Here is a 25,939-nt window from a genome sequence, read left to right as displayed (position 1 = left end):
GCGACCGAGCGGGAGTCGCGGGCGTGGACCTCGAGCAGGACGTCCTCCTCCTCGTGGCGGGCGAGGCGGTGCAGGCCCAGCTCCGCCACGGCGGACTGCGGGCGATCAGGAGCGAGCCGAGGCCGAGGGCGACAGCACCTCCCGAGAGCAGCAGCCAGGAGCCGGTCTCCACTCCGGTGGAGGGGAGACCGCCGGGGCCGGTCGGTGCGGTGATCGGCGCGGCCGTGGCGGTCGGTCCGGCCGTCGGCACGACGGTGGGCTCCGGGGTCGACGTGGGCTCGGGGCTCGCGGTCGGCTCGGGCGTCACGGTCGGCTCAGGCGTCGCCGTCGGCTCGGGGGTCGCGGTCGGCTCCGGTGAGCCGGTCGGCTCAGGAGTCGCCGTGGGCTCGGGAGTCGCGGTCGGCTCCGGCGAGCCGGTCGGCTCCGGCGTCGGCGTGGGCTCCGAAGTCCCCGGCAGCTCGACGGCGGCGCCCTCCGGCGCCACGGCGAGCAGCGCCCGGGCGACGTCGCTGAACGCTCCGACCGGGTGGTTGCGGAACACCGGCGAGGTGCCGAAGAGGAAGCCCTCGGTGCCCGACTCCGTCGAGAACGAGACGGCCGAGGCCTGCCCGGCCGCGTCGCTCCGGGACTGACCGTCGGAGTCGACCCAGTGCCCGGCGACGAACGTGCCGTCCTCCGAGTAGCTCTGCTCGACCGCGACCGACTCGTCGAAACCGGCGAACCACAGTGCCGGCGAGACGAACGCGGTGTCCTGCGGATAGTCGCCGAGGACTCCGCCGGCGGGCGTCTCGACCGAGACGATGCCGTTGGAGCCGCTGGTGCCGGTCTGCGCGGTCAGCTCGGCCAGGCCGAAGTCGGACACGAAGGCCGCTCCAGCGCCACCGCGGCCGACGACGTCGCCGCCCGCCGCGAGGAACTCCTCGACCACGGTGCGGCCCGCGGCCTGCTCCGGGGTGAAGGAGAGAGCGCGTCCCACGTAGAGCACGTCGGCGCCCTCGAGGGTCGCGGTGCCTGCGGTGAGCGCGGCCGCGTCGACGGCGACCGCGTCGGCGAAGCCGAGCTTGGCCAGCGCGTCGCGGTCCTCGTTCGTGCCGGAGTAGGCGACGCGGAGGGCGTCGAGCGCCTTCCCGTCCTCGGCGCGCACGCGGTCGGCGGTGGTCGCCGTGAAGTCGACGCCGAAGGCGGCGGCGGCTCCCTCGGCGGCCGCGAGCCCGGCGGCGTCGGCACGCAGGGCGATGGTGCCGTCCTCGAACTGCTCGAGGGCGACACCGTCGGCCAGCAGCGCGTTGACGGCCTGGTACTCCAGGACGCCGCGCGGCTCGAAGGCGAGGTAGTCGGCGTCTGCCGGGACGGAGCCGATCGGAGCGACGGCGGTGACCGGCTCCAGGCCGACGGCCGGGAGGTCGTCGGTGGTGGAGCCGATCGCCTGCACGTCGGCGCCCCAGAGGAGCGAGAGGCTCCAGGCCGAGACGTCGTACATCTCGGGCACGCGGCTCGAGATGTCGCTGCCGTCGGCGAGGAGGACGTTGGCGAGGCCGCGGACCGACTGGTGCATGTCGACCAGGTAGGTGCCCGCGGGGTAGGAGACTCCTCCGACGCTCGTCGCGGCCGTGGTCCGCGACACCTCGACGCCGTGGGCGAGCAGCTGCGCGACGAGGGTCTCGGCGTCCGAGACGGAGCGCTGCGTGCCGTCGACGGGGATGACGTAGGCGCGCGGGTACTCGGTCGTGTAGACGTCGGTCTCGTCCCAGATCACGGTCCACTCGGTCGGCACGCCCGCGGGCAGGTCGGCCGCGGAGACGTCGGCGGGGATCTCGACGGCGGGGGCGCCGGTGACGCCGCGCTCGAAGATGGCGACCTGGTTGCTCAGGAGCGCGTCGCGGTTGGCCTCGATGTAGTCGACGGAGGCGTCCATGACGATCCCGGCGACCTCGACGTCGATGTCCGCGTTGGCCTGGCCCTGGGCGATCTCCTCCGGAGTGCTGTTGGCCGTGCGGCCGAGCGGAAGCTCCACCGTGTTGGTGATCGCGCCCTGGAAGGCGACGTACTGCGGGGCGAAGATGGGGGGCCAGTCGTCCCAGCCCGCGCGGATGTCGCGGTAGGGGATGAGGATCTTCCCGGTGTTGTCCGTCGTGGCGCTGCCGTCCTCGGCGAGGTACGTGTTGCCGGGCACGTCGGCCTCGACGACGCGGCGCTCGATCTCGAGCGCGGTCGCGTAGGCGTGCGGGAGGAAGAGGTCGTACTCGTAGTTCTCGCCGTGCGGCGGGCCGCAGGGCTCGACCTGGAGGATCCCGGTGTAGCCGTGGATGTCGATGAAGTACGTGGGCTGGAGCACGCTCGAGAGATCGCGGATCACGGCCGCCTCGCTGGTGGCTCCGGTGATCATGTCGCGGTTCGGGTCGTAGCCCGCGGCGACGGCGCGCTGGCCGAGGGCGCGGCCGTCGGGGTTGTTGGTGACGGTGAAGTAGAGGCGGTTGCCCTCGAGCAGCGCCTCGGTCTCCGCGTCCTCGGCGGTGGCGACGCCCTCGATGTACTCGAGGATCGCGTCGCTGCCCTCCCACTCGTTGCCGTGGATGTTGCCGTTGAACCAGACCGGCACCTTGTAGCCGTCCATCAGCTCGGCGTCGGCGGCCGCGGCGGCGGGCTCGTACTTGAGCCGGTCGCGCCACTCGGCCTGCTGCGCCGTCTCGGCCTCGGTCTCGGGGGCGGTGACGGTGACCAGGTAGATGTCGCGGCCGAGGCCGGACTTCCCGACCACCTGGGTCGAGACCCGGTCGGAGCGGGCGGCGAGCGCGTTCAGCTGCGGCGCGATGGCGTCGTAGGGGGTGACTCCGCGCAGGAGCGAGGCGTCGGTCGGGTCGACGGGCACCTCGGTCAGCGGGGTCTGCTGCGGATAGCTGGTCGGCACCGCGATCGGAGCGGACGGCGGACGCACGATGTCCACGCGGGTGTAGTCGGCGGGTGCTGTCGTCGTGGCGGTCGCCGGCGGGGCGACCAGGAGGCCGCCGGCGGCGAGCGCGAGCGCGGCGCATCCGGAGGCGAGGGCGGTTCGAGATCTCAAGCGGAGTTCTTCCCTTGTCGAGGCGTGACGGAACGGATCGGGCCCCCGTCGGCGTCTGGATCTCCGAATCGGATGTGAACCCTCTCAGGAAGATAGAGGCTCCATGTTTCCGTCACGTGTCGGCCGGGTCACCTCCGCGAGATGCCTCTTCGGTACGCCTGGCCCGGCGACTCGAGTAGCCGAGTGGCATCCGGCGGAAGGAGGAGGGAGGGCCCGGTCAGAGGAAGAGGGAGAGGACGAGCGTGGCGGCGAGCGCGAGGACGGAAGCGAGGGAGACGCCGACGGTCACGGACTTGAGGGCGCCACGGACCGACTGGCCGAGGAAGCTCTGCAGCAGCCAGAAGGTGTTCGAGGTGACGTGGATGCAGAACAGCGCGCCGGAACCCGCGGCGAGTGCGATCAGCAGCGGGTCGAGGCCGAGTGTCGCGGCGACCGGCGCGACGACTCCGGCCGCCGTGATCGCTGAGAGGGTGACCGAGCCGACCGCGATGTGCAGCACGGCCGCCATCACCCAGACGAGCAGCAGCGGCGCGGTCGCCGAGGTCGAGAAGTAGCCCTTCAGGATCTCGCCGAGGTCGCCCTGCGCGATCACCGCAGCGAGCGCCCCGCCGACGCCGGTGAGCAGGAAGATCTGCCCGCCGTCCTGGAAGCCCTTGGCGACCGCCTTCTCCATCCGCGCGGTTCCCACGGTGGACCGGCCGACCACTCCGGTGCCGATCACGGCGAGGAGGAGCGCGATGACGGGGTTCCCGAGGAACTGCAGCACCGGCAGCTCGATCCCGGAGACGGTGAGCACCGCCTGCGCGGCGATGAGCAGGAGGGCGAGGAGCATGGGCGCGAAGAGGAGCAGGAGCGGGCGCTCGCGGGCGGCGTGGGCGTCCTGCGCCTCAGCGGGACCCGCCGCGTCCTCGACGGACGAGCCGGACGACCCGCCCGACATCGCTCCGGCTCCACCCGAGGACGCCCCGCCGCTCCCCCGCGCGCCGAACGACGGCAGCCGTCCGCCGTCCGCGGCCGACGCCGCCCCCACCGTCGCGAGCCCGGTCGTGTCGTCGCGCACGACCAGCTGCTCGTCGCGCGCCGGGTCCCAGAAGCCGAGGCGGAACGCGAGCGACATCAGCAGGATCGTGACCACGACCGTCGGCGCCACCACCGCGAACCCGCCGAGCATCATCACGCCCAGCGGCACTCCGAGCAGCCCCGCGAGCGCGACCGCGGCGAAGCCGGGCACCATCATCACGATGCCCGTCTCGAGCCCGACGGCGAAGGTCACGGCGACGATGCCGGTGCCCGCGCGCCCCAGCCGCGGCGCGATCCGGCGCGCGAGCGGGGCCGCGATCACGATCAGCGCGTCGACGAAGATCGTCTGCAGGTACGTGGCGAAGGACAGGCCCAGCGCGTAGGGGATCCCGCGGCGGCCGAAGACGCGCAGCAGGCCCTCGACGAGCCGGACGACGGCGCCCATCTCGTTGAGCATCGCGCCGATGAGCACGCCCCAGCCGATCAGGAGGCCAGCCTCCATCATCACCTCGCCGAAGCCGGTGGTCATCGTGGAGACGGTGTCGACGGGGCCGAGCCCGGTGAGCAGGCCGATCGCGGCGGCTCCCACGGCCAGCGCCAGCACCGGGTTGAACCGGAACCGCACGATCGCGACGACCACCACGACAATCACGAGGGCGACGACGCCCAGGGTGTACCACTCGGGCATGACGTCCTCCTCCGCCCGCGACTGCGCGTGCCGTCACACCCTAGGGGACCGCCGCGCACCCCCTCGCCCCCGCCGGGCAGGGGCCCTAGCGTGGACGCATGGCACTGACGCTTCCCGAGCCCCGACTCCCCTCCCTCCTCGACTCCCCCGTCCTGCGCTGGGGGGTGATCGCGCCCGGCTCGATCGCCGGCTCGTTCGTCGAGGCGCTCCAGAAGCACACCCGGCAGCGCGTGGTCTCGGTCGGCTCCCGCTCGCTCGAGCGCGCGGAGCGGTTCGCGAGCCGGTTCGGGATCGAGCGGGCCTCGGCCGGCTACGAGGCCGTGGTCGAGGATCCGGAGGTCGACGTGGTCTACATCGCCTCCCCGCACTCGGAGCACGCGCGCCAGGCGCTGCTCGCCATCGCCGCGGGCAAGCACATCCTGGTCGAGAAGCCGTTCGCGCCGACCCCGGGCGAGGCCGAGATGATCGTGCACGCCGCGCGCGACGCCGGAGTCTTCGCGATGGAGGCGATGTGGATGCGCTACCTGCCGCACATGGACGTCGTGCGGCAGCTGCTCGCCGACGGGGCGGTCGGCGCTCCCGCCGTCGTCTCGGCCGACTTCGGCGCCGCCTTCGACTTCGACCCCTCCAGCCGCATCTTCGACCCGGCGCTCGCGGGGGGCGGCCTGCTGGACGTCGGCGTCTACGCCTCCTCCTTCGTCTCGATGGTGGCGGGCACCCCGCAGAGCACCGTCGTCGCCGGCAGCATGAGCTCGACCGGCGTCGACGCGACCGCGACGATCGTCGGCAGCCACGCGCACGGGGTGCAGTCGGTGGCCACCTCGACCGTGCTGGCCGACACCCGCCACGCGGCGAGCGTCGCGGGGCGGGCGGGGCGGATCGACGTGCACCCGTCGTTCTGGACGCCGGGCGGCGTGACGCTCACCCGCGGCTCCGAGAGCGGGTCGTGGATCGACGAGACGCCGCTCCAGGGCGGCGAGGGCCTCGCCTGGGAGGCGCTGCACGTCGCGCAGTACGTGACGGAGGGGCGCACCGAGTCGCCGCTGCACCCGCTCGACGAGGTGGTCGCCGTGGTGCGGACCCTCGACGACGCGCGCCGCCGACTGGGCGTCTCGGTCTAGGGCGGGCGGCGGGAGACCGCCGTCCCTGCCCTCAGCCCGCCGGCAGCTCGACGCGGAAGCTCGTCCGCCCCGGCTCGGACGCGACGAGGACGCGCCCGCCGTGGGCGTCGACGACCGCCGCCACGATCGCCAGCCCCAGCCCCGTCGATCCGGTCGTGCGCGCTCGGGAGGAGTCGCCGCGGGCGAAGCGCTCGAACAGCACCGGTACCAGCTCCGGCGCGATGCCCGGGCCGGAGTCGGTGACCGTGACGACCGCGATCGGCCGCCCCTCCGACACCTCCTCGGCGAGCGCCGCCACGACCCGGGTGCCGGGGGGCGTGTGCACGGTCGCGTTCCGCAGCAGATTGGCGACCACCTGGTGCAGCCGGAAGCCGTCGCCGCGGATCTCGATCGGCTCCTCGGGGAGCTCGAGGTCCCACTCGTGGTCGGGCCCCGCGGCGTGCGCGTCCGAGAGCGCCTCGATCACGAGCAGCGTCAGGTCGACGGGCTCCTTCTCGAGGTCGCGGCCCTCGTCGAGGCGGGCGAGCAGGAGGAGGTCCTCGACCAGCGAGGTCATCCGGGTGGCGGCGGACTCGATCCGATCGAGGGAGTAGGCCGCCGACTCCGGCAGCTCGGTCCCGCCGCGCCGGGGCAGCTCCGCGTAGCCGCGGATCGCCGCGAGGGGGGTCCGCAGCTCGTGCGAGGCGTCGGCGACGAACTGCCGCACCTTGTCCTCGCTCGCCTGCCGCGACTCCAGGGCACCGGTGACGTGGTCGAGCATGCGGTTGAAGGCGGCGCCGACGCGGCCGACCTCGGTGCGGGTGTCGGCGTCCTCCTCCGGGACCCGCTCGACCAGCTCGACGGCGCCGCGGTCCAGCGGCAGCTCGGCCACGCGGGTCGCCGTCGCCTCCACCCGCTCCAGGGGCCGCAGGGCCACGCGGATGATCGCGGTGGCGACGAGGGCGACCAGCAGCATCGCCAGCAGCACCACCACGACGACCACCCAGGTGAGGGAGGCGAGCGTCTCGGCGACCTCGCCCAGGGGGACGCCGACGACGACGACGGAGCCCTCGACCGCCGCCGCGCGCACGCGGTAGGTCCCGAGGCTCCCGGGCAGCTCGATGGTCGCCTCCTCGCCCCCCGCGGCGACGGCCGCCGCGAGCACCGAGTCGGCCGGGTCCGAGAACTGCCGGCAGACCCCGTCGGCGTCGACGTAGGCGCCGATGAAGGAGCCGTCCGAGCCCTGGACGGCGGTGATGGTGCTGAGGTTCTGGCTCGGGCCGCCGCCGAAGGATCCGCTGGGGCAGGTCGTGGCCTGCTCGATCGCGCTCGACCCGCCGAAGCGGCTCGGCCCGTCGAAGTCCTGGAGGCGCGTGACCGATTGGCTGAGCGACGCGTCCGTGCTGCCGTAGAGGATCGACCGCGCCGAGAGCACGCTCACCGCTCCCACGACGCCCGCCGTCACCGCGACGAGCGCGACCACGGCGACGACCATCCGCCGCCGCAGAGTCCACGGCGCGCGCCGGCCCCGGCGGGAGCTGCGGAGGGCGGAGCGGGTCGCGAAGTCGCCGAGCGACGGGCGGCCGGTGCGGCTCACTGGTCGGCGGGCTTCAGGAGGTAGCCGGCGCCGCGCACGGTGTGGATCATCGGCGATCGGCCGGCGTCGATCTTCTTGCGCAGGTACGAGATGTAGATCTCGACCACGCTCGACTTGCCGCCGAAGTCGTACGACCAGACCCGGTCGAGGATCTGGGCCTTGCTGAGCACGCGGCGCGGATTGCGCATCAGGAAGCGCAGCAGCTCGAACTCGGTGGCGGTCAGCTCGATCTCGTCGCCGCCCCGGCGGACCTCGTGGCTGTCCTCGTTCAGCACGAGGTCCCCCACGACGACCTCGGGGTCGTCCGCGTCGTTGGCGAGCAGGGTGCTGCGGCGGATGAGACCGCGCATCCGGGCGACCAGCTCCTCGAGGGAGAAGGGCTTGGTGACGTAGTCGTCCCCGCCGGCGGTGAGCCCGGCGATCCGGTCGTCGAGCGCGTCCTTCGCGGTGAGGAAGAGGACCGGGGTCTCGCTGCCGTCCGCGCGGACCCGCTGCAGGACCTGGAGGCCGTCGATGTCGGGGAGCATCACGTCGAGCACGATCACGTCGGGCCGGAACTCGCGGGTGATCGTGATCGCGGCGCGGCCCTCGGCGGCGGTGCGCACCTCCCAGCCCTCGTAGCGCAGCGCCATCTGGAGCAGGTCGGTGAGGGTGCTCTCGTCGTCGACGACGAGGACGCGGATCGGCGTCCCGTCGGCCCGCTTCAGGCGGGTGCGCTGCGCGGGGGCGAGGTGCTTCGAGGGGGCCGGGGTGCTCATGACTCCAGTATCGGGAGTTCCCTATGGATCGGCTATGACCGGCCGATGCCGTCGCTGTGCGCTTCCGATGCGTCCTCCGCGGGATCGGCGTCGAGCTCCTCCGGAGCGATCGCCGCGGTGCGCGCATAGCCGCGGACCCGCCGGTCGATGAAGGTCGCCGCCCAGAGCAGGACGCCGATCACGAGCAGCACCCCCGCGATCCCGTACTGGGCCGTGTCGCGTCCCGAGGTGATCGGCAGCACCAGGTAGACGCAGGCGATCGTGCCCAGCACCGGCAGCACGGTGGGGGTCCGGAAGTGACGGTGCTCGACCGGCTGCCGCCGCAGAACCAGCACGGAGACGTTGACGACGGCGAAGACCGCCAGCAGGAGGAGGGACGTGGTCCCACCCAGCAGCACCGCGATGGGGTCGGAGGGGTCGCGCGACACGTAGGCGGTGAGGAGCAGGGCGATCACCGTCGTGAAGAGGATCGCGGCCCACGGCGTGCGCCGTCCGCGCAGCACGTTCTGCAGGAACGGTGGCAGCACCCCCTGGCGGCTCATCCCGTAGAGCAGGCGGCTGGCCATCATCATGTTGATCAGCGCGCTGTTGGCCACGGCGAAGAGCGAGATGAAGGGCAGGAGCGTCGAGATCGGGAAGTCGGGCGCCGCGGCCTCGACGACCGTGACGAGCGGAGTGTCGTTGCCGGCCAGCTCCCCCACGGGGACGATCGCGACGGCGAGCGTGGACACGAGCACGTAGACCACGGCGGTGATGCCGAGACCCGTGAGCATCACGCGCGGGAAGATGCGGCTGGGCTCCTTCGTCTCCTCCGCCATGTTCACGGAGTCCTCGAATCCGACCATCGCGAAGAACGCCAGCGAGGTCGCGGTGCTCACCGCGAGCAGCAGCGACTTGTCCTCCGGCGCCTCGAACGCGACCACCCGCGAGAAGTCGGCCTGCCCGCCGAACACCGCGAAGAAGCACACGAAGATCACCAGCAGCAGGCCCGAGAGCTCGATCAGGGTGAGCACCACGTTCAGCCCGACGCTCTCGGCGACACCGCGCAGGTTCACCAGGGCGATGCAGACCATGAACACCAGCGCGATGCTCAGCCGCGTCCCCGCGCCGTCCCCGAGCCCGAAGCCGATCGCGAAGTTGCTCGCGAAGGCGCCCGAGGCGGCGGAGGCCGAGGTGATCCCGCTCGCCATCACGGTGAAGCAGACGAGGAACGTGACGAAGTGGATCCCGAACGCCTTGTGCGCGTAGAGCGCGGCGCCCGCCGCCTGCGGGTACTTCGTCACCAGCTCCAGGTACGAGCAGGCGGTGAGCGTGGCGACGACGAACGCGATCACGAAGGGGAGCCACGCGGCCCCGCCCACCTCGGCCGCGACCTGCCCGGTGAGGGCGTAGATCCCGGTGCCGAGGATGTCGCCGACCACGAACAGCAGCAGCAGCTTGGGGCCGAGCACCCGCTTGAGCTCGGGCGGGGCGGACGTCTCTCTCGTGGCGGTCATCGTCGGCCCCTCCCGTTGCAGATGAGCGCGAGCCTACGACCGCGGGCACCGCCCCGGGAAGAGCGGGCGCCCGGGGAGCAGGAGCGCGCCGGAAGGAGCGGCTGCGCTCATCGGGTGCCCATAGCCGACAGCGAAGGTCCGGAGAGGAGGTCTCCCTACGGTCGAGGAAGCCGAGCGATCCCGTGCCCGGCCCCTCTCGGAAGGACCCCGTGTTCGCCATCTACCTCCGGCGCGAGCTCACCCACCGGCGACGGCAGACGATGATCGTCGCCGCTGGACTGGCGCTCGCCATCGCCCTCGTCATCCTCGTCACCTCCTTCGCCGCCGGCGTCCGCACCGCGCAGGCATCGGTCCTCGGATCCGTCTATGGAGTGGGCACCGACATCACCGTCACCCGGGCCGCCGCCGCACCCGCCGACGATTCCGGCGGCGGGCAGCGCTTCGACTTCGGCTCGGAGGACGGCACCACCGACGACGGCACCACCTCTGTCAGCCGCTCCCTGCTGCAAGCAGACCGCGGCACCGCGACCTTCGACTCCTCCGCCGTGCAGACCGCACTCGGCGTCGACGACGTGCGAACCGCCATCGGCGTGCTCGCGCTGACCAGCACGACCTTCTCGGGCGAGCTGCCCGGGCGGACGCAGACCGGCACGGACGACGCCGCCGCACCGACGGATCAAGACGGGGCCGGCGCTCCCCCGGCGGGCGGACCCGACGGCGCAGGGGGCTCGTCGTTCGGCGTCGACTCGTTCTCGGTGCTCGGACTCGACCCCTCCGGCTCCGCGATCGGCCCACTGGCCGACGTCGCGCTCACCGACGGCCGCACGCTCACGGCCGAGGACGCCGGGCAGGACGTGGTGGTCGTCGACTCCGCGTACGCCACCACGGCCGGGCTCTCGGTCGGATCGACGCTCGCGATCGGCGGCACGGACTTCGCCGTGGTCGGCATCGTCACCTCGGACTCGACCGAGGCGAGCAGCGCCTCCGACACCTACGTCCCGCTCGACGTGGCGCAGACGCTCTCCGGGCAGGCCGGGATGATCTCGTCCGTGTACGTGCAGGCCGCGTCGGCAAACGACATCTCCGCGATCCAGGCCGCGCTGCAGGCCGCCCTGCCGGACACGACGGTCGCCACCCAGGCCGACCTCGCCTCCACCGTCTCGGGCTCGCTCTCGACGGCGGGCGAGCTCGTCGCCGACCTCGGCACGTGGCTCTCGCTGCTGGTGCTGGCGGCCGCGTTCCTGATCGCGATCCTCTTCACGGTCTCCGGGGTCGCCCGCCGCACCCGCGAGTTCGGCACGCTGAAGGCCATCGGCTGGAGCGACGGCGCGATCGTCCGCCAGGTGGCGGGCGAGTCCGTGGTGCAGGGTCTCCTCGGTGGCGCGGCCGGCATGCTGCTGGGGCTCATCGGAGTGGCGATCGTCAACGCCGTCGGGCCGACCCTGTCGGGCTCGACGGCCACGGCTCAGGCCGCCGGACCCGGGGGCTTCGGCGGGCCCGGAGCACAGCGGGCCGTTGCGACCACCGCCGACGTGGTCCTCTCCCTACCGGTCACCGTGCCGGTGATCCTGCTCGCCGTCGGTCTCGCCGTGCTCGGCGGACTCCTCGCCGGGGCCTTCGGCGGCTGGCGGGCCGCCCGCCTGCGCCCCGCCGCGGCGCTGCGCTCCGCCTCCTGATCCGCCACCGCTCCGTCCCCCTCTCGAAAGGACCACTTGTGTACACCCTCACCGACGTCAGCAAGCGCTACGACACCGCGAGAACCGCGGTCACCGCGCTCGCGGACGTGACCCTGACCATCCCCGACGGCCAGATGGTGGCCGTCCAGGGGCCGACCGGCGGGGGCAAATCGACCCTGCTTCAGCTGCTCGGCGCCCTCGACCGGCCGACCTCCGGCACCGTCCTCCTCGACGACCGGGAGCTCTCCTCCGCGGGGAACGGCGTCCTGGCGTCCGTGCGCGCGACGGAGGTGGGGATCGTCTTCCAGAGCTTCAACCTGATCCCGACGCTCACCGCGCTCGAGAACGTCGAGACCGCTCTCGCCCCGCAGAGGATCCGCGCCGGCGAGCGCGCCGAGCGGGCCCGAGCGGCCCTCGTCTCGGTCGGCCTGGGCGACCGGGTCGACCACCTGCCCGCTGAGCTCTCCGGCGGCCAGCAGCAGCGCGTCGCGATCGCCCGCGCGCTCGTCAAGGATCCGCGCGTGCTCCTGGCCGACGAGCCGACCGGCGCCCTCGACGAGGGCACCCGCGACGAGATCATGCTGCTGCTCGAGGAGCTGTGGCGGGAGCGCGGGCTGACGCTGGTCATCGTCACCCACGACTCCGCCGTCGCCCGCCGCGCGCAGCGCTGCCTGCACCTCGCCGGCGGGAGGCTGCGCGAGGCCGGCTGACCGGATGCTGCCACGGCCGGAGCCTGCCCGTGCGTTGGGCGGGCCCCCGACCCTCCGCCCCGCGCGGGGCCGGGGGGTCCGCCGCATGTCCGGATGCTGCCGTGCCCGGATGCTGATCTGGTGCCGCCGACGGCCCTCCGCGAGGCTCGGAGGACCACGACGAGAGGACGGACCATGACCGCCACTGCACCCGCCGCCACCCCGCACCTCCGCCCCGTCGCCGCCGGAGGCGCCCTCGCCTGGGCCGCGCTGGCCGCGCTGCTCCTGCTCGGGGAGCCGCACCCCGCGGCTGTCCTCGTGCTCGTGCTCGCGGCCGCCGCCGCGACCTCGCTGAGCGTCGTCGCCGTCGCCCGCCGGCAGCCCCCCGCCCGCCGCACCGGCGTCGTGATCGGTCTCCTCGCCCCCCTCCTCGCGAACGCCGGTCTCACTCCGCTCGCCGCGCTGGTCGGCCCGGCCGTGTTCGGAGCGGTGGCGCTGGTCCTCGCCGGTGAGCTCGCCGTCGTCGCGGTTCTCGCGCGGCGGCGCTGAATGCGCGCCTCCTACACTCGGGAGGGTCGGGAGAACGGGGGGCCGCCGGTGCTGAGCGAGAACGCGATCGCGCTGTACCTGCACGCGTCCGTGCGCGGAGACTGGTCGCTCGAGAGCGCGTCGGACGAGCTCGGCGTCACCGTCGACGGCCTCCGCGAGGCGCGCGACGAGCTGATCGGGCTCCGGCTGCTCGCTCCGCTGCACGCGGGGGCGGAGTCGCTCGCCACGGCCGCACCGGACATCGCCCTGGCCGAGCTGATCGCCGACGACGAGCGGCGCCTCCTCGAGCTGCAGACCGGGATCACCCGCCGCCGCAGCGAGCTGATGGCCCTCGTCCCCGCGTACCGGAGCGCCCGCAGCGCCCTCGCCGCCGCGGAGCAGGTGGAGGTGATCGAGGACCCGGCGACCGTCCTCCGGCTGCTCCTCGACCTGCAGCGCGGAGCCTCGGAGGAGGTGCTGATCGCCGCTCCCGGCACCAGCAGCGTGGAGCGGCACGAGGCGAGCGACGCCGTCGACCGCGAGCTGCTCGGGCGCGGCATCGCGAGGCGGACGCTGTACCACGACCGCCGCCGCGACAACACGGCCCTCCGGCGCTCGGTCGCGGAGCTCGAGCCGCTGGGCGCGCGGTTCCGGACCCTCCCGGTGCTGCCCTTCCGGCTGGTGGTCTTCGACCGCTCCCTCGCGATCGTCGCCCGCTCCCGCGACGAGGACGACCGCGCCGCCCTGGTCGTCCGCTCCCCCGAGCTCGCGGCGACCGTGGCGCGCGTGTTCGACGCGGCGTGGGAGTTCGCAGCGCCCCTGCACGCGGCAGGTGCCGAGGAGGAGCCCTCCCTCTCCGCGGTGCAGCGGTCGATCCTGCAGGGCCTCGCCGCCGGGCTCACCGACGAGGCGCTCGCGGCACGGCTGGACCTCAGCGTGCGCACCTGCCGTCGGCACATCGCCGGTCTCTTCGAGCTGCTCGGCGCCGAGAGCCGCTTCCAGGCCGGCGTGCTCGCGGCCCGGCGGGGCTGGCTGCCGGTCCGACCGCGCTGACTCAGGCCGTCGGCGAGCTCAGCGCCGCTGTGCCGGGCGCCGTCCGTCGGGGGCCCGCTCAGCCCGCGTGCGCTCCGAGGAACGCGAGCGCCCGCGGCCAGGCGTCGGTCGCCGCCTCGGCCTGGTAGGTCTGCTCGTTCGCGTCGTTGAAGAAGGCGTGGCCTGCTCCCGGGTAGACGACGACCTCGACGTCCTTGCCCTCGGTCGCCTCGCGGATGCGCGGCACCTGCTCGACGAGGGGAGCGTCCTGGTCGCCCAGGAACGCCAGCACCGGCACCTGCAGCGCGGCGAGGTCCTCCGCGGACGCGGTGACGTGCCCGTAGAACGGCACGGCAGCGGCCAGCCGCGGCTCGGCCAGCGCGAGCGCCCACGAGAAGGTGCCGCCGTAGCAGAACCCGGTGACGGAGACGCTGGTCGCACCCTCCTGGCGCAGCAGCCGCTCGACGAGGGCGCGGAGGATCGCGACGGTGCGCGTCGCGTGCTCCGGAGTGAAGACGGGGGCGAAGAAGGTGCGCAGCTCGACCTGGCGCGGCAGGCGCCGCACGGGGTGGTCGTAGTCGGCGCGCTGCTCCTCGTCGAGCTGCTCGAGCAGGCCGCTGTCGGCCAGGAGCTCGGGCGCGACGACGCTGTAGCCCTCGGCCGCGTAGCGGTCCGCGACCGAGCGGATGTGCCCGTCGACGCCCCAGACCTCGTGGATCAGGATCAGCGCCCGGCCGCCCTCACCGCTGCGGTACACCGGTACGTCGTGCTCGGCCAGGGTCCAGGTCTCATCGCTCGTGGGCATGGTCGCACCCTAGCCCCGGACCCCGGGAGCACGCGTCGTCAGAAGTCGTACTCGCAGTTGCGGAGGTTCGCCACGTCCTCGGTGAGCGTCGGCTCCCCGCCGAGCAGGAACGCGTAGTTCTTCGAGTTGGAGGCCAGGAAGCGCAGCGTCGAGTCGTGCACGCAGTCGCGCTCGGTCAGCAGCACGGACGAGCCCAGCGCCGCCGCCGTCGTCGCTCCCGAGAGGGCGTCGGCGAAGGAGGACCCCGCGGCGAGGAAGACGCTGTCCTGCAGCAGCGACTGGGGGTAGGCGCTGTTCAGCTCGACGCTGGTCTCGTAGCGGTCGCGGCCGGCGATCCTCGAGACCGAGGGGGCGAGGCCGCGACGCGCGAAGTCCGCCACGTACGCGTCCCGGATCGAGGGGTCACCGCCGAGGAACTCCACGTGCTCCGGCGCCAAGTCGCGCACTGCGGTCTCGGTCGCGGAGTCGGCGCCCGAGGTCGCACCGTCGACCAGCAGCACGGGCTGCGCTCGCCAGCCGGCGATGGGTGCGGCCGACAGGGCGTCGGGGAAGTTCGTGCCGGTCGCGACGAACATGTTCGAGTAGGGGCCGGTGCCGAAGGCGTCTGCGACGATCCGGCGGGAGGTGTCGTAGCGGTCCGTCCCGCCGATGCGCTCGGTGCCGCCGACGATCGAGCGGATCGCGGAGAGGACCCCGGGGCTCACGCTCAGCTCGCTGCCGACGACCACGACCCGCTCCGGGCGGAGGCGGCGGATCTCGTCGGAGACGACCCGAGGCAGGCGGTCGGGATCGGTGAGCAGGAGCGCGCCTCCGAGAGCGGCGGCGGCCGGGCCGGCGCTCAGCGCATCCGGCCAGTTCGCCCCGCTGGCCACGTAGAGCACCGGGATGCCCGGGGAGAAGTAGCCCGTCGCCTCCACCGAGGTCGCGTAGCGGTCCGATCCGGCGAGGCGGCCGGTGTACTGCTGGTAGTCGCTGCTCAGCGAGAGGTCGATCCCGGCGGCCGATCCGCCCACCGGGACGCGCACGTCGCCCGCGTCGCCCGAGCGGAGGACGTGGTCCCAGTAGCTGTCGTCGATCACGTCGTCGCGGCTCGACGCCCGGACGAGGTAGTCGCCGGGGACGACCTGCTGGAACGAGTACGGGTTGTCGCCGCCCGTGATCAGGTCGAGCTCGCCGGTGCGGAAGTAGCCGTCGGTTCCCGGGTCGCGGTACCAGATGTCGACGCGCTGGTCGCCCGCGACGCCGCTCAGGCGTCCCTCGAGCGTCCCCAGCCGTGCGGTGCGCAGCTGCACGCCGGCCGCCGGGGCCTGGAGCGGCTCGGCGCTGCGGGCGACGGCGCTGCCGCCCGACCAGAGGTCGGCGTACAGGTCGGCGTTGTCCTTGATCAGCAGGTAGTAGGTCTGCCCGGCGGTGAGCCCGTCGATGCTGAAGGTGAGGTCGCCGGCGACGGAGTGGTTCCCGAGGAGCCCCGCCTCGCTCGACCAGACCTCGACGTTCAGGAGGGCGCCGCGGGGAGTGGTGGTCGCGATCGAGCCGTCGGCCTCCTCGACCACGACACGGCCGCTGATCGACGCCGCAGCGCTCGCACGGGCGGCGCTCGGCGCCTCGTCCGGCACGGCGGGCAGGGGGGACTCGGCGCTGGGCTGCCAGAGCGGCTGCCCCTCGGGGAGCACGATCGAGCGGGGCGCGTCGGAGGCGGCGCCGAATGCGGCGACGGGGGCGGCCGACGGCGCGGCCGCCGATGCGGCGGAGGCGAGCGGGCTGGAGGTGATCGCCAGGGCGGCGACGAGGACCGCGGAGGCGGCGGACCTCAGAACGAGCGGGGACACGGCGGAGCGCCTGCTTCCAGGAGGAGGTCGCCCTGCGGCCGACCCGGCGGAGGGGATCGCGCTCATGCTAGCGGCGGCCCGCGCCCCGTCGTCCTCCCCGATCAGGGGTCAGGAGACAGGCGGCGCGACGAGGATGTCGTCCCACTCCAGAGCGCGCTCGAACCGGAAGCCGTGCCGCTCGTAGAGGCGGCGGGCGTCGCTGCGCTTCAGCACGTCGAGCCGGAAGGGCAGACCCGGCCGCGCCTCCTCCGCCATCACCCGACTCAGGACGGCGCCGCCGACTCCGCGTCCCTGTGCGTGCGGCGCCAGGTAGAAGTGCTCGATCCAGACCGCGTCCGGCTCGACCCGCGCGGCGATGCTCCCGGCGAAGGCGCCGTCGAGCTCGATCACCCGGGTGAGCTCGGGCCGGTAGCCGTCGAGGAAGCGGTGCCGCACGCGGTGCTCGTCGTAGCGGTCGAGCGTCTCGAGCGACGGGCGCATGACGACCGCGCGCAGCTCGGCGATCGCTGCCGCGTCCTCCGAGGTCGCGGGGCGGAGCGACCAGTCGGCGTCGTCGACCACGGTCAGCGGCCGCGGGGCTTGCGGGTGCGCCGCACCGCCGGCGCGGACGCCGTGGCGCGGGCCGGCTTCTTCTTGCCGCCGCCGGCCCTCTCCGCCTTCTCGCGCGCCTCCCGGGCCTTCGCCTTGGCGGCCTTCGCCCGCGACTCGACCTTCGGCGTCGCGGCGGTGCCGCGCGTGGTGTTCGCGCTGCGGCCGCGGACGACTCCGATGAAGTCCTCGACGTCGTCGCCCTTGTCGTCCGTCACCCAGGCGAGGTGGACGGAGGAGGGAGCGACGCCGGTCACCGGCACTGCGGTCACGTCCTTGCGGCTGTGCACGCGCGCCACCGACTGCGGCACGATCAGAACGCCCACGCCGGCCGCGACCTGCTCGACCGCGTCGTCGAGGCCGGCCATGCGCGGCAGCGGGCGCCGCGAGCCGTCCGCGATCTCCTCGGCGACCGCGGCCCACTCGGGCACGTCCTCCGGGTCCTGGAGGAGGTGCTCGCCGGCCAGCTCCGCGACGTCGAGCTCCTCCGCGGCGGCCAGGACGTGCTCGCGGCCGACGACGGCGACGGGCTGCTCGTCGTAGAGGTGGATGGAGCTGAGGGCGGAGGAGGAGACGTCGCCGCGGACGAACGACAGCTGCGCGCGGCCGTCGAGCAGCGCCTGCTCCTGATCGCGCTCGGCGACGACGGTGATGCGCAGCGGGAGATCGGAGCGGCGCTGGCCCCAGACGCGGGTCCACTTGGTGGGGGTGACGCCGGGCACGAGGGCGACGGCGAGCACGGGGCCGGCGGGGACGGCGTCCTCGGCGTCGGAGTCGGCGTCGTCGGAGTCGGCGGCGTCGTCGACATCGCTGTCCCCGGCGTCGCTGTCCTCGGCGTCGAGGTCGGCGGAGTCGAGGTGGTCGGAGTCGAGGTCGTCGGAGTCGCCGTCCTCGGAGGCGCCGTCCGTGTCGTCCGACTCGGGTCCGGCTCCGGCGCCGACCGCACCCGATCCGGCCGACGCGTCGTCCGCCGCCGCGTCCGCCTCGCCCTCCGGACGCCCCTCCGCCTCGGAAGCGGCCTGCGGGTCGACGGTCTCGGGCTGCTCGCTCATCCCCTCAGGGTAGGTGGTCCGCGCCGCGCCGGTAGGGTTGCCGCATGGCCAAGGCGACACAGACGATGAAGGCTGCGACCGCGGCGAAGAAGCTGCAGGTCTACCTGCCCGCGACCCCGGAGGAGTTCCAGGAGTCGGCGATCACGCGCGAGCAGTACGACGAGCTCGCCGCGAACCCGCCCGCCTGGCTCGTGCAGCTGCGCGAGGAGGGGCCGCACCCCCGCTCCGTCATCGCCTCCCGGCTGAACGTCTCCATCTCGGGGCTCGCCCGCGGCGGCGTCACCGAGGCGCTGACCACTCCCGAGATCCAGGCCTTGCTCGACGAGGTCCCCGAGTGGCTGCGCGTCGAGCAGAACCGCTACGCGGAGGTCCGCCGCGAGCAGGCCCGCATCAAGTCCGAGCGCGCCGCCAAGGCCGCGGACTGACCCCACCCCCGCCTGCAGGACCCCGATCCGGCGCGGGCGACGTGGCCTGCGGACCGGAGCGGGATCCCGCCGAGGGGAGCCGCGCGGCTACTGGTTCGAGAACGCGGCGTCGAACGACGCGGTCGGGGTCCTCCAGAGCAGCGAGCGGATGAAGCCGACGGCCTCCTTCGCGCCGTGGAGGCGGTCCATCCCGGCGTCCTCCCACTCGATGGAGATCGGGCCGGAGTAGCCGATCGACTCCAGCGCCCGGAACGCGTCCTCCCACGGGACGTCGCCGTGCCCCGTCGAGACGAAGTCCCAGCCGCGGCGCGGGTCGCCCCAGGGCAGGTGCGAGCCGAGCACGCCGGCGCGGCCGTTCTTCGGGCGCAGGCGGGTGTCCTTGCAGTCGACGTGGTAGATCCGGTCCTTGAAGTCGACGATGAAGCCGACCGGGTCGATGTCCTGCCACATCATGTGCGACGGATCCCAGTTGAAGCCGAAGGCCGGGCGGTGCCCGATCGCCTCGAGGGTGCGCACGCTCGACCAGTAGTCGTAGGCGATCTCGGACGGGTGCACCTCGTGCGCGTAGACCACGCCGTTCGCGTCGAACTCGTCGAGGATCGGGTTCCAGCGGGTCGCGAAGTCCTCGTACCCCTCGTCGATGACGGAGGCCGGGACCGGCGGGAACTGCGCCACGTAGGGCCAGATCTTCGAGCCGGTGAAGCCGACGACCACGTCCACGCCGAGCTTGCGGGCGACCCGCGCCGAGCGCTTCATGTCCTCGGCGGCGCGCTGCCGCACCCCCTCCGCGTCGCCGTCGCCCCAGGTGTAGTCGCGCACGAGTGCCTTGTGGCGGAAGTCGATCGGGTCGTCGCAGACGGCCTGGCCGGTGAGGTGGTTCGAGATGGCGAAGACCTCGAGGCCGTAGCGGTCGAGGATCTCCAGGCGCGAGGCGGCGTAGGCGTCGTCCTCGTCCGCGCGCTTGAGGTCGAGATGGTCGCCCGAGGCCGCGATCTCGAGTCCGTCGTAGCCCCACTCGGCGGCGAGCCGGGCGACCTCCTCGAAGGGCAGATCGGCCCACTGGCCGGTGAACAGCGTCACGGGGTGGGTGGCGGGGTAGGTCTTCTCGTCGCTCATGCGGCGATCTCCGTCCGGTCGTCGGCGGCGGGCAGGGTGACCCAGGCGCCTGTCTCGGCCGCGTCGAGCACGGCCTCGGTGATGCGCGCCGCGCGGAGGCCGTCGGCGAAGGTCGGCAGACCCTCCACGTCGGCGCCCGCCACGGCGGCGTAGGTGTCGCGGGCGAACGCCGTGAAGGCGTCCTGATAGCCCATCGGATGACCGCTCGGCACGATCGAGAGCCGGGCCGCATCGGGCGCGAGGATCGAGGCGTCGCGCGGCACCAGCAGGGCGCTGTCGCGCCGGCCGACCCACAGCGTCTCGGGGAGCTCCTGCTCGAAGCGCAGCGACTCCTCCAGCCCGGACACCTCGAGCACCAGCTCGTTGCGGTGGCCCGCGGTGACCTGCGAGACGAGGAGCGTGCCGACGGCGCCGCTCTCGAGCCGGACGATCAGGCCGGCCACGTCCTCGGTGCTCACCGGGCGGCCGCCGCGCTCGGCGTGGACGGTGCTCGTGATCGCGGCGAGCGAGTCGATCCGGTCGCCGGTGACGAACTCCAGCAGGTCGACCAGGTGCGAGCCGATGTCGCCGAAGGCGCGCGAGCGGCCGCCGGCGGCCGGGTCGACGCGCCAGTTGTCGTCGGAGGCGCCCAGCAGCCAGTCCTGGAGGTAGCTCCCGCGGACGGTGACCAGACGGCCGGTCTCGCCGGAGGCGACGCGGGCACGGGCCTCGCGCACCATCGGGTGGAAGCGGTAGGCGAACGGGACGGTCGCCACCACGCCGGCGGAGGACGCGGCCGCAGCGAGCGACTCCGCCTCCCGCAGCGTCGCGGCGAGCGGCTTCTCGCAGACCACGTGCTTGCCCGCTTCGATCGCCGCGAGCGCGAGCGCGGCGTGCGTGGCGTTCGGGGTGCAGACATGCACGAGGTCGATGCTCTCGTCCTCGATCAGGGCCCGGGCGTCCGGGTAGGCGCGCTCGACGCCGAGCTCGGCCGCCGCCCGCTCGCCCTTCTCCGGGGTGGAGGAGGCGACTCCGGCGAGCACCGCTCCGGCGCTGCGGGCCGCGCGGCTGTGCACGGCCGCCATGAAGCCGCCGCCGAGCACGCCGACGCGCAGGGGCGCGGGCATCAGGAGAGGGTCGCTTCGGTCGGGTCCCAGCTCTCGGGCAGTGCGGGGCGGGGCGTCACGGAGCTCGTGACGAGGACCTTCTCGCCGGTCTCGGCGGCCTCGAGGAGCGAGAGCATCACGTCGGTGACGTGGTACGCGAGGTCTCCGGAGGCGGCCTCGGGGCGGTCGGCCCGGATCGCACGGGCGAGCTCGAGCACGCCGGTGCCGCGGGAGGCGGTCGAGCCGGTCGCCGCGATGACCTCCGGCTCGGCGGACCCGCGGCGGTGCAGGGTGATCTCGCCGTCGTGCTGGTTCGGGTCGGGGAGGACGAGGGTGCCCTCGGAGCCGTTGATCTCGACGAAGCCGGTGCGCGGCAGGCTCGACTCGAAGCTCCATACGCCCTGGGCCGAGGCCCCGGACTCGAAGCGGAGCAGGCCGCCGATGTGCGTCGGGATGGTCACCGGGAACTCGGTGCCCTCCTTCGGGCCGGAGCCCACGACGCGGGTGGCGCGGGCCTGGGACGAGACGGCGGTGACGCTCTCGACGGGGCCGAGGTTCTGCACGAGCGTGGTGATGTAGTACGGGCCCATGTCCAGCAGCGGTCCGCCGCCCTCGGCGAAGAAGAACTCCGGGTTCGGGTGCCACGACTCGGGGCCGGGGCCCTGGAAGAGGGTGAGGGCCGAGAGCGGCGTGCCGATGGCTCCGCTCTCGATCACGCGCTGCGCCGTCTGGAGGCCCGCGCCCAGGAAGGTGTCGGGAGCGGTCGCGACGCGCAGCCCCTTCTCCTTGGCCAGCGCGAGCAGCTCGATCCCGCTGTCGCGGTCGAGCGAGAAGGGCTTCTCGGTCCACACGTGCTTGCCCGCCTCGACCGCGCGGCGCGCGACCTCGACGTGCGCGGCCGGGATCGTGAGGTTGACGACGATCTCGATGCCCTCGTGCGCGAGGAGCTCCTCGACGGTGCCGGAGGCGGGGACGCCGAAGGCCTCGGCCTGGGTCCTCGCCCGCTCGAGGTCGATGTCGGCGACGAAGAGCACCTCGAGGTCGGGGAAGACGGTGAGGTTGGTCAGGTACTGGGTGCTGATGTTGCCGGCGCCGATGACGCCGACGCCCACGCGGCCGGTGCCGCTCATGCGCCGAGCCCCGAGACGTAGCGGTGGGCCGACTCCAGGCCCTCGAAGATGTCGCCGGCGTAGGCGTCGAACTCCAGCACGGGCAGGGCCTGCGGAGCGGCGGCGAGGATCGCCGGGACGTCCATCGCGCCCTCGCCCGCGGGCAGCTGCTCCTGGGTGTCGGCCGAGATCGGGCCGTCCTTCACGTGCAGGAAGCGCACCTGATCGCCGAGGCGTCCGAGAACCTCGACCGGGTCGTCGCCGCCGACGGCCGCCCAGTAGGTGTCGAGCTCGAGGACCATGCGCGGGTCGAGCAGGCTCGCGAGGTGCTCGAAGGCGCTGCGGCCGTCGACGCGGTTCTCGAACTCGAAGGCGTGGTTGTGGTAGCCGAGCACCAGGCCTCGGGCGGCGGCGGAGTCGACCAGCGCGTTCAGCTCGTCGGCGATGCGGGCGACGTCGTCCGCGGTGGTCCAGCGGGTCGGGTCGACGAAGGGGTCGATCACGGTCTCGACGCCGAGCGAGGCGGCCGTGTCGAGGATCTCGTCGACGGTGGCGTCGCCCTGCGGGCCGAGGAGGCGCGCGTGGGCGCTGGGAGCGCGCAGTCCGCTGGCCGGAAGCGCCGCGCGGTAGGCGTCGGCCAGGTCGACGAACCCGAAGAGCTCGACCGTGGTGAAGCCGATCGCCGCGAGGCGGTCGAGGGTGGCGGGCAGATCGGCCGCGAGCGGCTCGCGCACCGAGTACAGCTGGACAGAGAGGTCTGGGGGTGTGGCCACCGGTGGGGCTCCTGATCGCATCGGAAGGTGTGCCTCGAACCCTACGCGGACTTTTGCTCACGGACAAGCAAAACTAGCCCTGCGCGCCCGCCAAGTCGGGCACGCGCCGCACAGAAGCACGGGCGCTGTGGTTGACTCTGGCCATGTCCCCGCGCCGCCGCATCACCGTCAGCGCGGTCGGCGAGCTGCTGCTCCTGCTGGCCGACGGGGCGCCCCGGACGCGGGCCGACGTGGTCGCCGAGACGGGCCTGCCGCGCGCGGCCGTCTCCGCCCAGCTCGACGTCCTCACCGCCTCCGGCCTGGTCGCCCGGCAGGACGACGCCCCCTCCTCCGGAGGCCGCCCCGCCGCCCGCGTGGCCTTCGACCCCCGGGCGCGCACCCTCCTCGCCGTCGACCTGGGCGCCGCGCACGCCGTCGTCGCCCTGACCGACCTCGACGGCACGGTCCTCGCCCGCCGCCGCGAGAGCATCGCCATCGCCGACGGCCCCCTCGCCGTCCTCGGCCACGCCCTCGACGTCGCCGCGGCCCTGCTCGGCCGGACTCCGGCGGCCGGCCCGCTCGCGGGAGTCGGCGTCGGCGTCCCCGGACCCGTCGAGCACGCGACGGGCCGCCCTGTGAAGCCGCCGATCATGCCCGGCTGGGACCGCTTCGACATCCCGGAGTTCGTCGGCCGCCGCCTCCCCGTGCCCGTCCTCGTCGACAACGACGTGAACCTGCTTGCGCTCGGCGAGCACGCCGACCACTACGCCGACGTCGACGACCTCCTCTACGTGAAGGTCTCCACCGGCATCGGAGCCGGGATCGTCAGCGGCGGCGCCCTGCAGCGCGGAGCCCTCGGAGCGGCGGGCGACCTGGGCCACGTGCAGGTCCCCGGCGACCGCGGCGAGGCCGACCTCGAGGCGATCGCGAGCGGCTCGGCGATCGCCCGCCGGCTGACCGAGTCCGGGATCGACGCCGCCAGCACCTCCGACGTCGTCACCCTGCTGACCGGCGGGGACCCCACCACGGTCGAGCTCACGCGCGCCGCCGGCCGCGACATCGGCGAGGTGCTCGCCACCTGCGTGAACCTCCTGAACCCGTCCGTCATCGTCGTCGGCGGCAGCATCGCCCAGGCCAGCCACGAGGTCCTCGCCGGGGTCCGCGAGGTCGTCTACCGCCGCTCCCTCCCCCTGGCGACCCGCGCGCTCGACATCGTGCAGGCCGCGGCCCAGGGCGGAGGCGTCCGCGGTGCCGCCCTGATGGTCCGGCGCCACCTCCTCTCCCCCGCGCACGTCGACGCCTTCCTCGACGCCTGAGCCGCCGGCGCGGGCCGTCCCGCCCCGGTGAGACGCCGCGGGTCGGCGTGCCGATTCGACCGGGCGCCGCAGGGGGCAGAGAATGAATCGGTGCCCGACCTGCAGCTCTCCTTCCCCTGGGAGACGCAGCCCGTCTTCACGGACGCCGAGCCCCCGCACCTCCGGAGGGTCGTCGCCGACTCCTCGGACCGCGTCGCCTGGCTCCGCGCCCGCTCGCGCGGCATCACGGCGACCGATGTCGCCCGCCTCTCCTCCCCCGCCGCGATCGGCAGGGCCGCGCTCGACAAGCTCTACGGCACCGGCTTCGGCGGCAACGCCTTCACCGACCACGGCCGCGCCCGCGAGCCCGAGATCGCCGCCTGGGTGCGGAGCGAGCACGCGATCGAGCCCAGCAGCACCCTCTTCCACGCGAGCCAGGAGCGGCGCCACCTCGCCACGCCCGACGGCATCGGCCTCCGCGAGGACGGCCGGCTCGAGCTCTGCGAGATCAAGACCACGACCAAGCCGTGGCGGAGCATCCCGCGCCACTACCTGCGGCAGGTCTTCTGGCAGCAGTACGTCCTCGGCGCCGAGCGCACGCTCGTCGTCTGGGAGCAGCACCGCGACTTCGTGCCGATCGAGGGCGAGCCGAACTCCCGCTGGGTCGACCGCGACGAGGACGAGATCCACATCCTCGTCCGCCTGGCGGGGATGCTGATGGCCGAGCTGCACGAGCGGACGCGCGCCCGGTGACGGTCCTCCTCCTGCACGGCCTGGGCGGCGACCGCTCCCAGCCGCTGGGGCTGCTGCGCTCCGCCCTCCCCGCCGGCAGCGAGGTCATCGCTCCGGACGTCCGTGCCCACGGCGCCTCTGAGCTGCTCGGCGCGCCCGGCGACTTCGCCCTCGAGGCGCTGGCCGACGAGGTGACGGAGGAGGTCGTGCGCGCCGGAGCCGCGCACAAGCCGCTCACGGTGCTCGGCATCTCGATGGGCGCCGCGATCGCCCTGCGCCTCGCGGTCCGACGCGTGCTGCCGATCGACCGCGCCGTCTTCGTGCGCCCCGCCTTCACCGCCGAGCCGCTGCCCGAGAACCTCACCGTGTTCCCCGTCATCGCGCAGCTGCTGCACGACCACGGAGCGAAGCGCGGCGAGCGGATGTTCCGCGCCTCGGGCCTGTTCGCGCGCGCCGCCGAGGTGTCCCCCGCGTCGGCGGAGGCGCTGACGCTGCAGTTCCGCTCTCCGCGCGCGGCCGAGCGCGCCGTCCGTCTCGCCCAGATCCCGCGGAACGCCGCCTACCGCGATTCCGGAGAGCTGGGCGAGGTCATCGCGCGCACCCTGGTGATCGCGGCCGAGCGCGACCCCGTGCACCCGATCGAGGTCGCGGAGGCGTGGGCTAGGGCTCTTCCGGATGCGGACTGCGAGCGGGTGCCGTCGCGGGACGAGGGCTTCGCCGCTCAGCAGGACCGGATCCGCGGGCACGTCCGCGGCTGGCTCGCTCGGCGCTGAGGTCCTCGAGCGCGAGCACCAGGCCGACGAACGCGAGCCAGAGCACTGCGATCGCGGTCGCCACGAACTCGAGCGTGCCGCCGAGCCGCAGCCACACGCGCAGGAGCGACAGGATCCCGCCCGTCCCGGCGACGACCGCCACCGAGATCCCGGCAGCGAGCGAGAGCCGCGCGACCGCAGGGCGCCCCCGCACGGTCGCCAGCTGGAGCATCGCGGCGCAGGCGGCCCCGAAGCCGAGCACGGCGGCCGAGGTGTGGATGAGGTCCTGCCAGCGGAAGGCCGGCCCGACCGGCAGCGGGCAGCCCGCCGTGCAGGTCACCTGCGAGGCGAGCGCGAAGCAGGCGGCCGCCAGGAGGATCGCGCCCGCCGGGCGGAGGGCGGGGAGCAGGCGGGCGCGCACCGGCCAGGCGCCCGCGGCGATCAGCGCGCCGCCGGCCGCCACGAGCAGAAGAGCGGCCTCGAAGGCGCCCGCCGTCGGCAGGTCCGGCGCGCCCATCTCGCTGACGTAGACCCAGCGGCTGGTGCCGATGCTGATCCGGGCGGCCAGGAGGACCACGAGCCCGGCCAGGACAAGGAGGGCACCGCCGACCAGCAGGGTACGTCGGCGTCGCATCCCCTCATCGTGCCAGACCGGGCGCCCGCGGCTCCGCGCGCCAATCTTCTCCCGAGGGTGACACCCCCGTAACAGCGCCGACTCATTGCCTCGATTGACTGGTCGCGGCGTCGGATGCGG

General features: G+C 73.8%; 23 protein-coding genes. 9 read left to right on the top strand and 14 right to left on the bottom strand.

The genetic code is table 11. The annotated features are described in order from the left end of the window. Both C5C59_RS09565 and C5C59_RS09560 read right to left on the bottom strand, forming a co-directional pair. The coding region (locus C5C59_RS09565) for a M14 family zinc carboxypeptidase (RefSeq protein WP_104251265.1) at nt 1-3,061 on the bottom strand (3,061 nt) is incomplete at its 3' end. Nucleotides 3,062-3,278: 217 nt separating this feature from the next. Then, nucleotides 3,279-4,769: a GntP family permease gene (locus tag C5C59_RS09560; protein ID WP_104238270.1), complete on the bottom strand. Its 1,491-nt coding sequence runs from the start codon at nt 4,767-4,769 to the stop codon at nt 3,279-3,281. Between the two features lie 98 nt (nt 4,770-4,867). On the opposite strand from C5C59_RS09560, the gene C5C59_RS09555 reads away from it, so the two are divergent. Further along, nucleotides 4,868-5,890 carry a Gfo/Idh/MocA family protein gene (locus C5C59_RS09555; RefSeq protein ID WP_104238271.1) on the top strand — a complete coding sequence of 341 codons (1,023 nt, stop codon included), beginning with the start codon at nt 4,868-4,870 and terminating at the stop codon, nt 5,888-5,890. 31 nt (nt 5,891-5,921) lie between these two features. Here C5C59_RS09555 and C5C59_RS09550 read toward each other — a convergent pair whose 3' ends face one another. From C5C59_RS09550 to C5C59_RS09540, 3 genes are read right to left on the bottom strand one after another with little or no spacing between them, the layout of a single operon-like run. Further along, nucleotides 5,922-7,466 carry a cell wall metabolism sensor histidine kinase WalK gene (locus C5C59_RS09550; protein WP_219812137.1) on the bottom strand — a complete coding sequence of 515 codons (1,545 nt, stop codon included), beginning with the start codon at nt 7,464-7,466 and terminating at the stop codon, nt 5,922-5,924. Continuing rightward, a complete protein-coding gene (locus C5C59_RS09545; protein ID WP_104223650.1) occupies nt 7,463-8,224 on the bottom strand; it encodes a response regulator transcription factor in 762 nt (253 codons plus the stop codon). Before C5C59_RS09545 ends, C5C59_RS09550 begins: the two co-directional genes overlap by 4 nt. Before the next feature lie 32 nt (nt 8,225-8,256). Next, a complete protein-coding gene (locus C5C59_RS09540) occupies nt 8,257-9,720 on the bottom strand; it encodes an APC family permease (protein WP_104238272.1) in 1,464 nt (487 codons plus the stop codon). Between the two features lie 209 nt (nt 9,721-9,929). Here C5C59_RS09540 and C5C59_RS09535 point away from each other — a divergent pair, with 209 nt between their 5' ends. The 4 genes from C5C59_RS09535 (at nt 9,930) to C5C59_RS17565 (ending at nt 13,666) form a co-directional block, all read left to right on the top strand. Next, nucleotides 9,930-11,396, top strand: coding sequence for an FtsX-like permease family protein (locus C5C59_RS09535; protein WP_104238273.1), 1,467 nt, complete (start codon nt 9,930-9,932; stop codon nt 11,394-11,396). A gap of 38 nt (nt 11,397-11,434) precedes the next feature. After that, entirely contained in the window at nt 11,435-12,106 is a 672-nt protein-coding gene (locus C5C59_RS09530; protein WP_104238274.1) for an ABC transporter ATP-binding protein, read from the top strand. A gap of 174 nt (nt 12,107-12,280) precedes the next feature. Further along, complete coding sequence (locus C5C59_RS09525; protein ID WP_104238275.1) at nt 12,281-12,634, top strand: hypothetical protein; 354 nt, start codon at nt 12,281-12,283, stop codon at nt 12,632-12,634. A 48-nt stretch (nt 12,635-12,682) separates the two neighbouring features. Then, entirely contained in the window at nt 12,683-13,666 is a 984-nt protein-coding gene (locus C5C59_RS17565) for a helix-turn-helix transcriptional regulator (protein WP_104313640.1), read from the top strand. A 58-nt stretch (nt 13,667-13,724) separates the two neighbouring features. Here the strand turns inward: C5C59_RS17565 and C5C59_RS09515 are convergent, their stop codons facing one another. From C5C59_RS09515 to C5C59_RS09500, 4 genes are all read right to left on the bottom strand, one after another. After that, the gene (locus C5C59_RS09515; protein ID WP_104238277.1) at nt 13,725-14,450 is read right to left on the bottom strand and encodes a dienelactone hydrolase family protein; all 726 of its coding nucleotides are present in this window, start codon (nt 14,448-14,450) and stop codon (nt 13,725-13,727) included. Nucleotides 14,451-14,488: 38 nt separating this feature from the next. Further along, complete coding sequence (locus tag C5C59_RS09510; RefSeq protein WP_104238278.1) at nt 14,489-16,279, bottom strand: cell wall-binding repeat-containing protein; 1,791 nt, start codon at nt 16,277-16,279, stop codon at nt 14,489-14,491. Nucleotides 16,280-16,387: 108 nt separating this feature from the next. Continuing rightward, the gene (locus C5C59_RS09505; RefSeq protein ID WP_258062687.1) at nt 16,388-16,840 is read right to left on the bottom strand and encodes a GNAT family N-acetyltransferase; all 453 of its coding nucleotides are present in this window, start codon (nt 16,838-16,840) and stop codon (nt 16,388-16,390) included. A 2-nt stretch (nt 16,841-16,842) separates the two neighbouring features. After that, nucleotides 16,843-17,919 carry a LysR substrate-binding domain-containing protein gene (locus tag C5C59_RS09500; RefSeq protein WP_104238279.1) on the bottom strand — a complete coding sequence of 359 codons (1,077 nt, stop codon included), beginning with the start codon at nt 17,917-17,919 and terminating at the stop codon, nt 16,843-16,845. A gap of 44 nt (nt 17,920-17,963) precedes the next feature. On the opposite strand from C5C59_RS09500, the gene C5C59_RS09495 reads away from it, so the two are divergent. Further along, nucleotides 17,964-18,344, top strand: a complete 381-nt coding sequence (locus tag C5C59_RS09495) for a DUF5997 family protein (RefSeq protein WP_104223641.1) — start codon at nt 17,964-17,966, stop codon at nt 18,342-18,344. Between the two features lie 87 nt (nt 18,345-18,431). Here the strand turns inward: C5C59_RS09495 and C5C59_RS09490 are convergent, their stop codons facing one another. The 4 genes from C5C59_RS09490 to C5C59_RS09475 are packed head-to-tail and all read right to left on the bottom strand — an operon-like array spanning nt 18,432 to nt 22,427. Further along, a complete protein-coding gene (locus C5C59_RS09490; RefSeq protein ID WP_167299019.1) occupies nt 18,432-19,460 on the bottom strand; it encodes a sugar phosphate isomerase/epimerase in 1,029 nt (342 codons plus the stop codon). Continuing rightward, nucleotides 19,457-20,566 (bottom strand): Gfo/Idh/MocA family protein, encoded by a 1,110-nt coding sequence (locus C5C59_RS09485; protein WP_104238280.1) that lies wholly within the window; start codon nt 20,564-20,566, stop codon nt 19,457-19,459. Before C5C59_RS09485 ends, C5C59_RS09490 begins: the two co-directional genes overlap by 4 nt. Continuing rightward, nucleotides 20,566-21,675 carry a Gfo/Idh/MocA family protein gene (locus C5C59_RS09480; RefSeq protein ID WP_104234231.1) on the bottom strand — a complete coding sequence of 370 codons (1,110 nt, stop codon included), beginning with the start codon at nt 21,673-21,675 and terminating at the stop codon, nt 20,566-20,568. The genes C5C59_RS09485 and C5C59_RS09480 overlap by 1 nt, the downstream gene beginning before the upstream one ends. Further along, a complete protein-coding gene (locus C5C59_RS09475) occupies nt 21,672-22,427 on the bottom strand; it encodes a sugar phosphate isomerase/epimerase (RefSeq protein WP_244230510.1) in 756 nt (251 codons plus the stop codon). Before C5C59_RS09475 ends, C5C59_RS09480 begins: the two co-directional genes overlap by 4 nt. 143 nt (nt 22,428-22,570) lie before the next feature. On the opposite strand from C5C59_RS09475, the gene C5C59_RS09470 reads away from it, so the two are divergent. The 3 genes from C5C59_RS09470 (at nt 22,571) to C5C59_RS17230 (ending at nt 25,206) form a co-directional block, all read left to right on the top strand. After that, entirely contained in the window at nt 22,571-23,722 is a 1,152-nt protein-coding gene (locus C5C59_RS09470) for an ROK family transcriptional regulator (protein ID WP_104238282.1), read from the top strand. A gap of 99 nt (nt 23,723-23,821) precedes the next feature. Next, the gene (locus tag C5C59_RS17235) at nt 23,822-24,454 is read left to right on the top strand and encodes a YqaJ viral recombinase family protein (RefSeq protein ID WP_104238303.1); all 633 of its coding nucleotides are present in this window, start codon (nt 23,822-23,824) and stop codon (nt 24,452-24,454) included. After that, the gene (locus C5C59_RS17230; protein WP_181134869.1) at nt 24,451-25,206 is read left to right on the top strand and encodes an alpha/beta fold hydrolase; all 756 of its coding nucleotides are present in this window, start codon (nt 24,451-24,453) and stop codon (nt 25,204-25,206) included. The genes C5C59_RS17235 and C5C59_RS17230 overlap by 4 nt, the downstream gene beginning before the upstream one ends. Here the strand turns inward: C5C59_RS17230 and C5C59_RS09455 are convergent. Continuing rightward, nucleotides 25,094-25,819 (bottom strand): DUF998 domain-containing protein, encoded by a 726-nt coding sequence (locus C5C59_RS09455; RefSeq protein ID WP_104223635.1) that lies wholly within the window; start codon nt 25,817-25,819, stop codon nt 25,094-25,096. The two genes, C5C59_RS17230 and C5C59_RS09455, sit on opposite strands and share 113 nt — an antisense overlap. Nucleotides 25,820-25,939 lie beyond the last annotated feature (120 nt).

The sequence above is a fragment of the Rathayibacter sp. AY1F4 genome, assembly GCF_002931775.1.
Classification (GTDB): Bacteria; Actinomycetota; Actinomycetes; order Actinomycetales; family Microbacteriaceae; genus Rathayibacter.
Note: the sequence above shows the minus strand (reverse complement) of the source record. Positions and strands in the feature narration are given on the sequence as shown.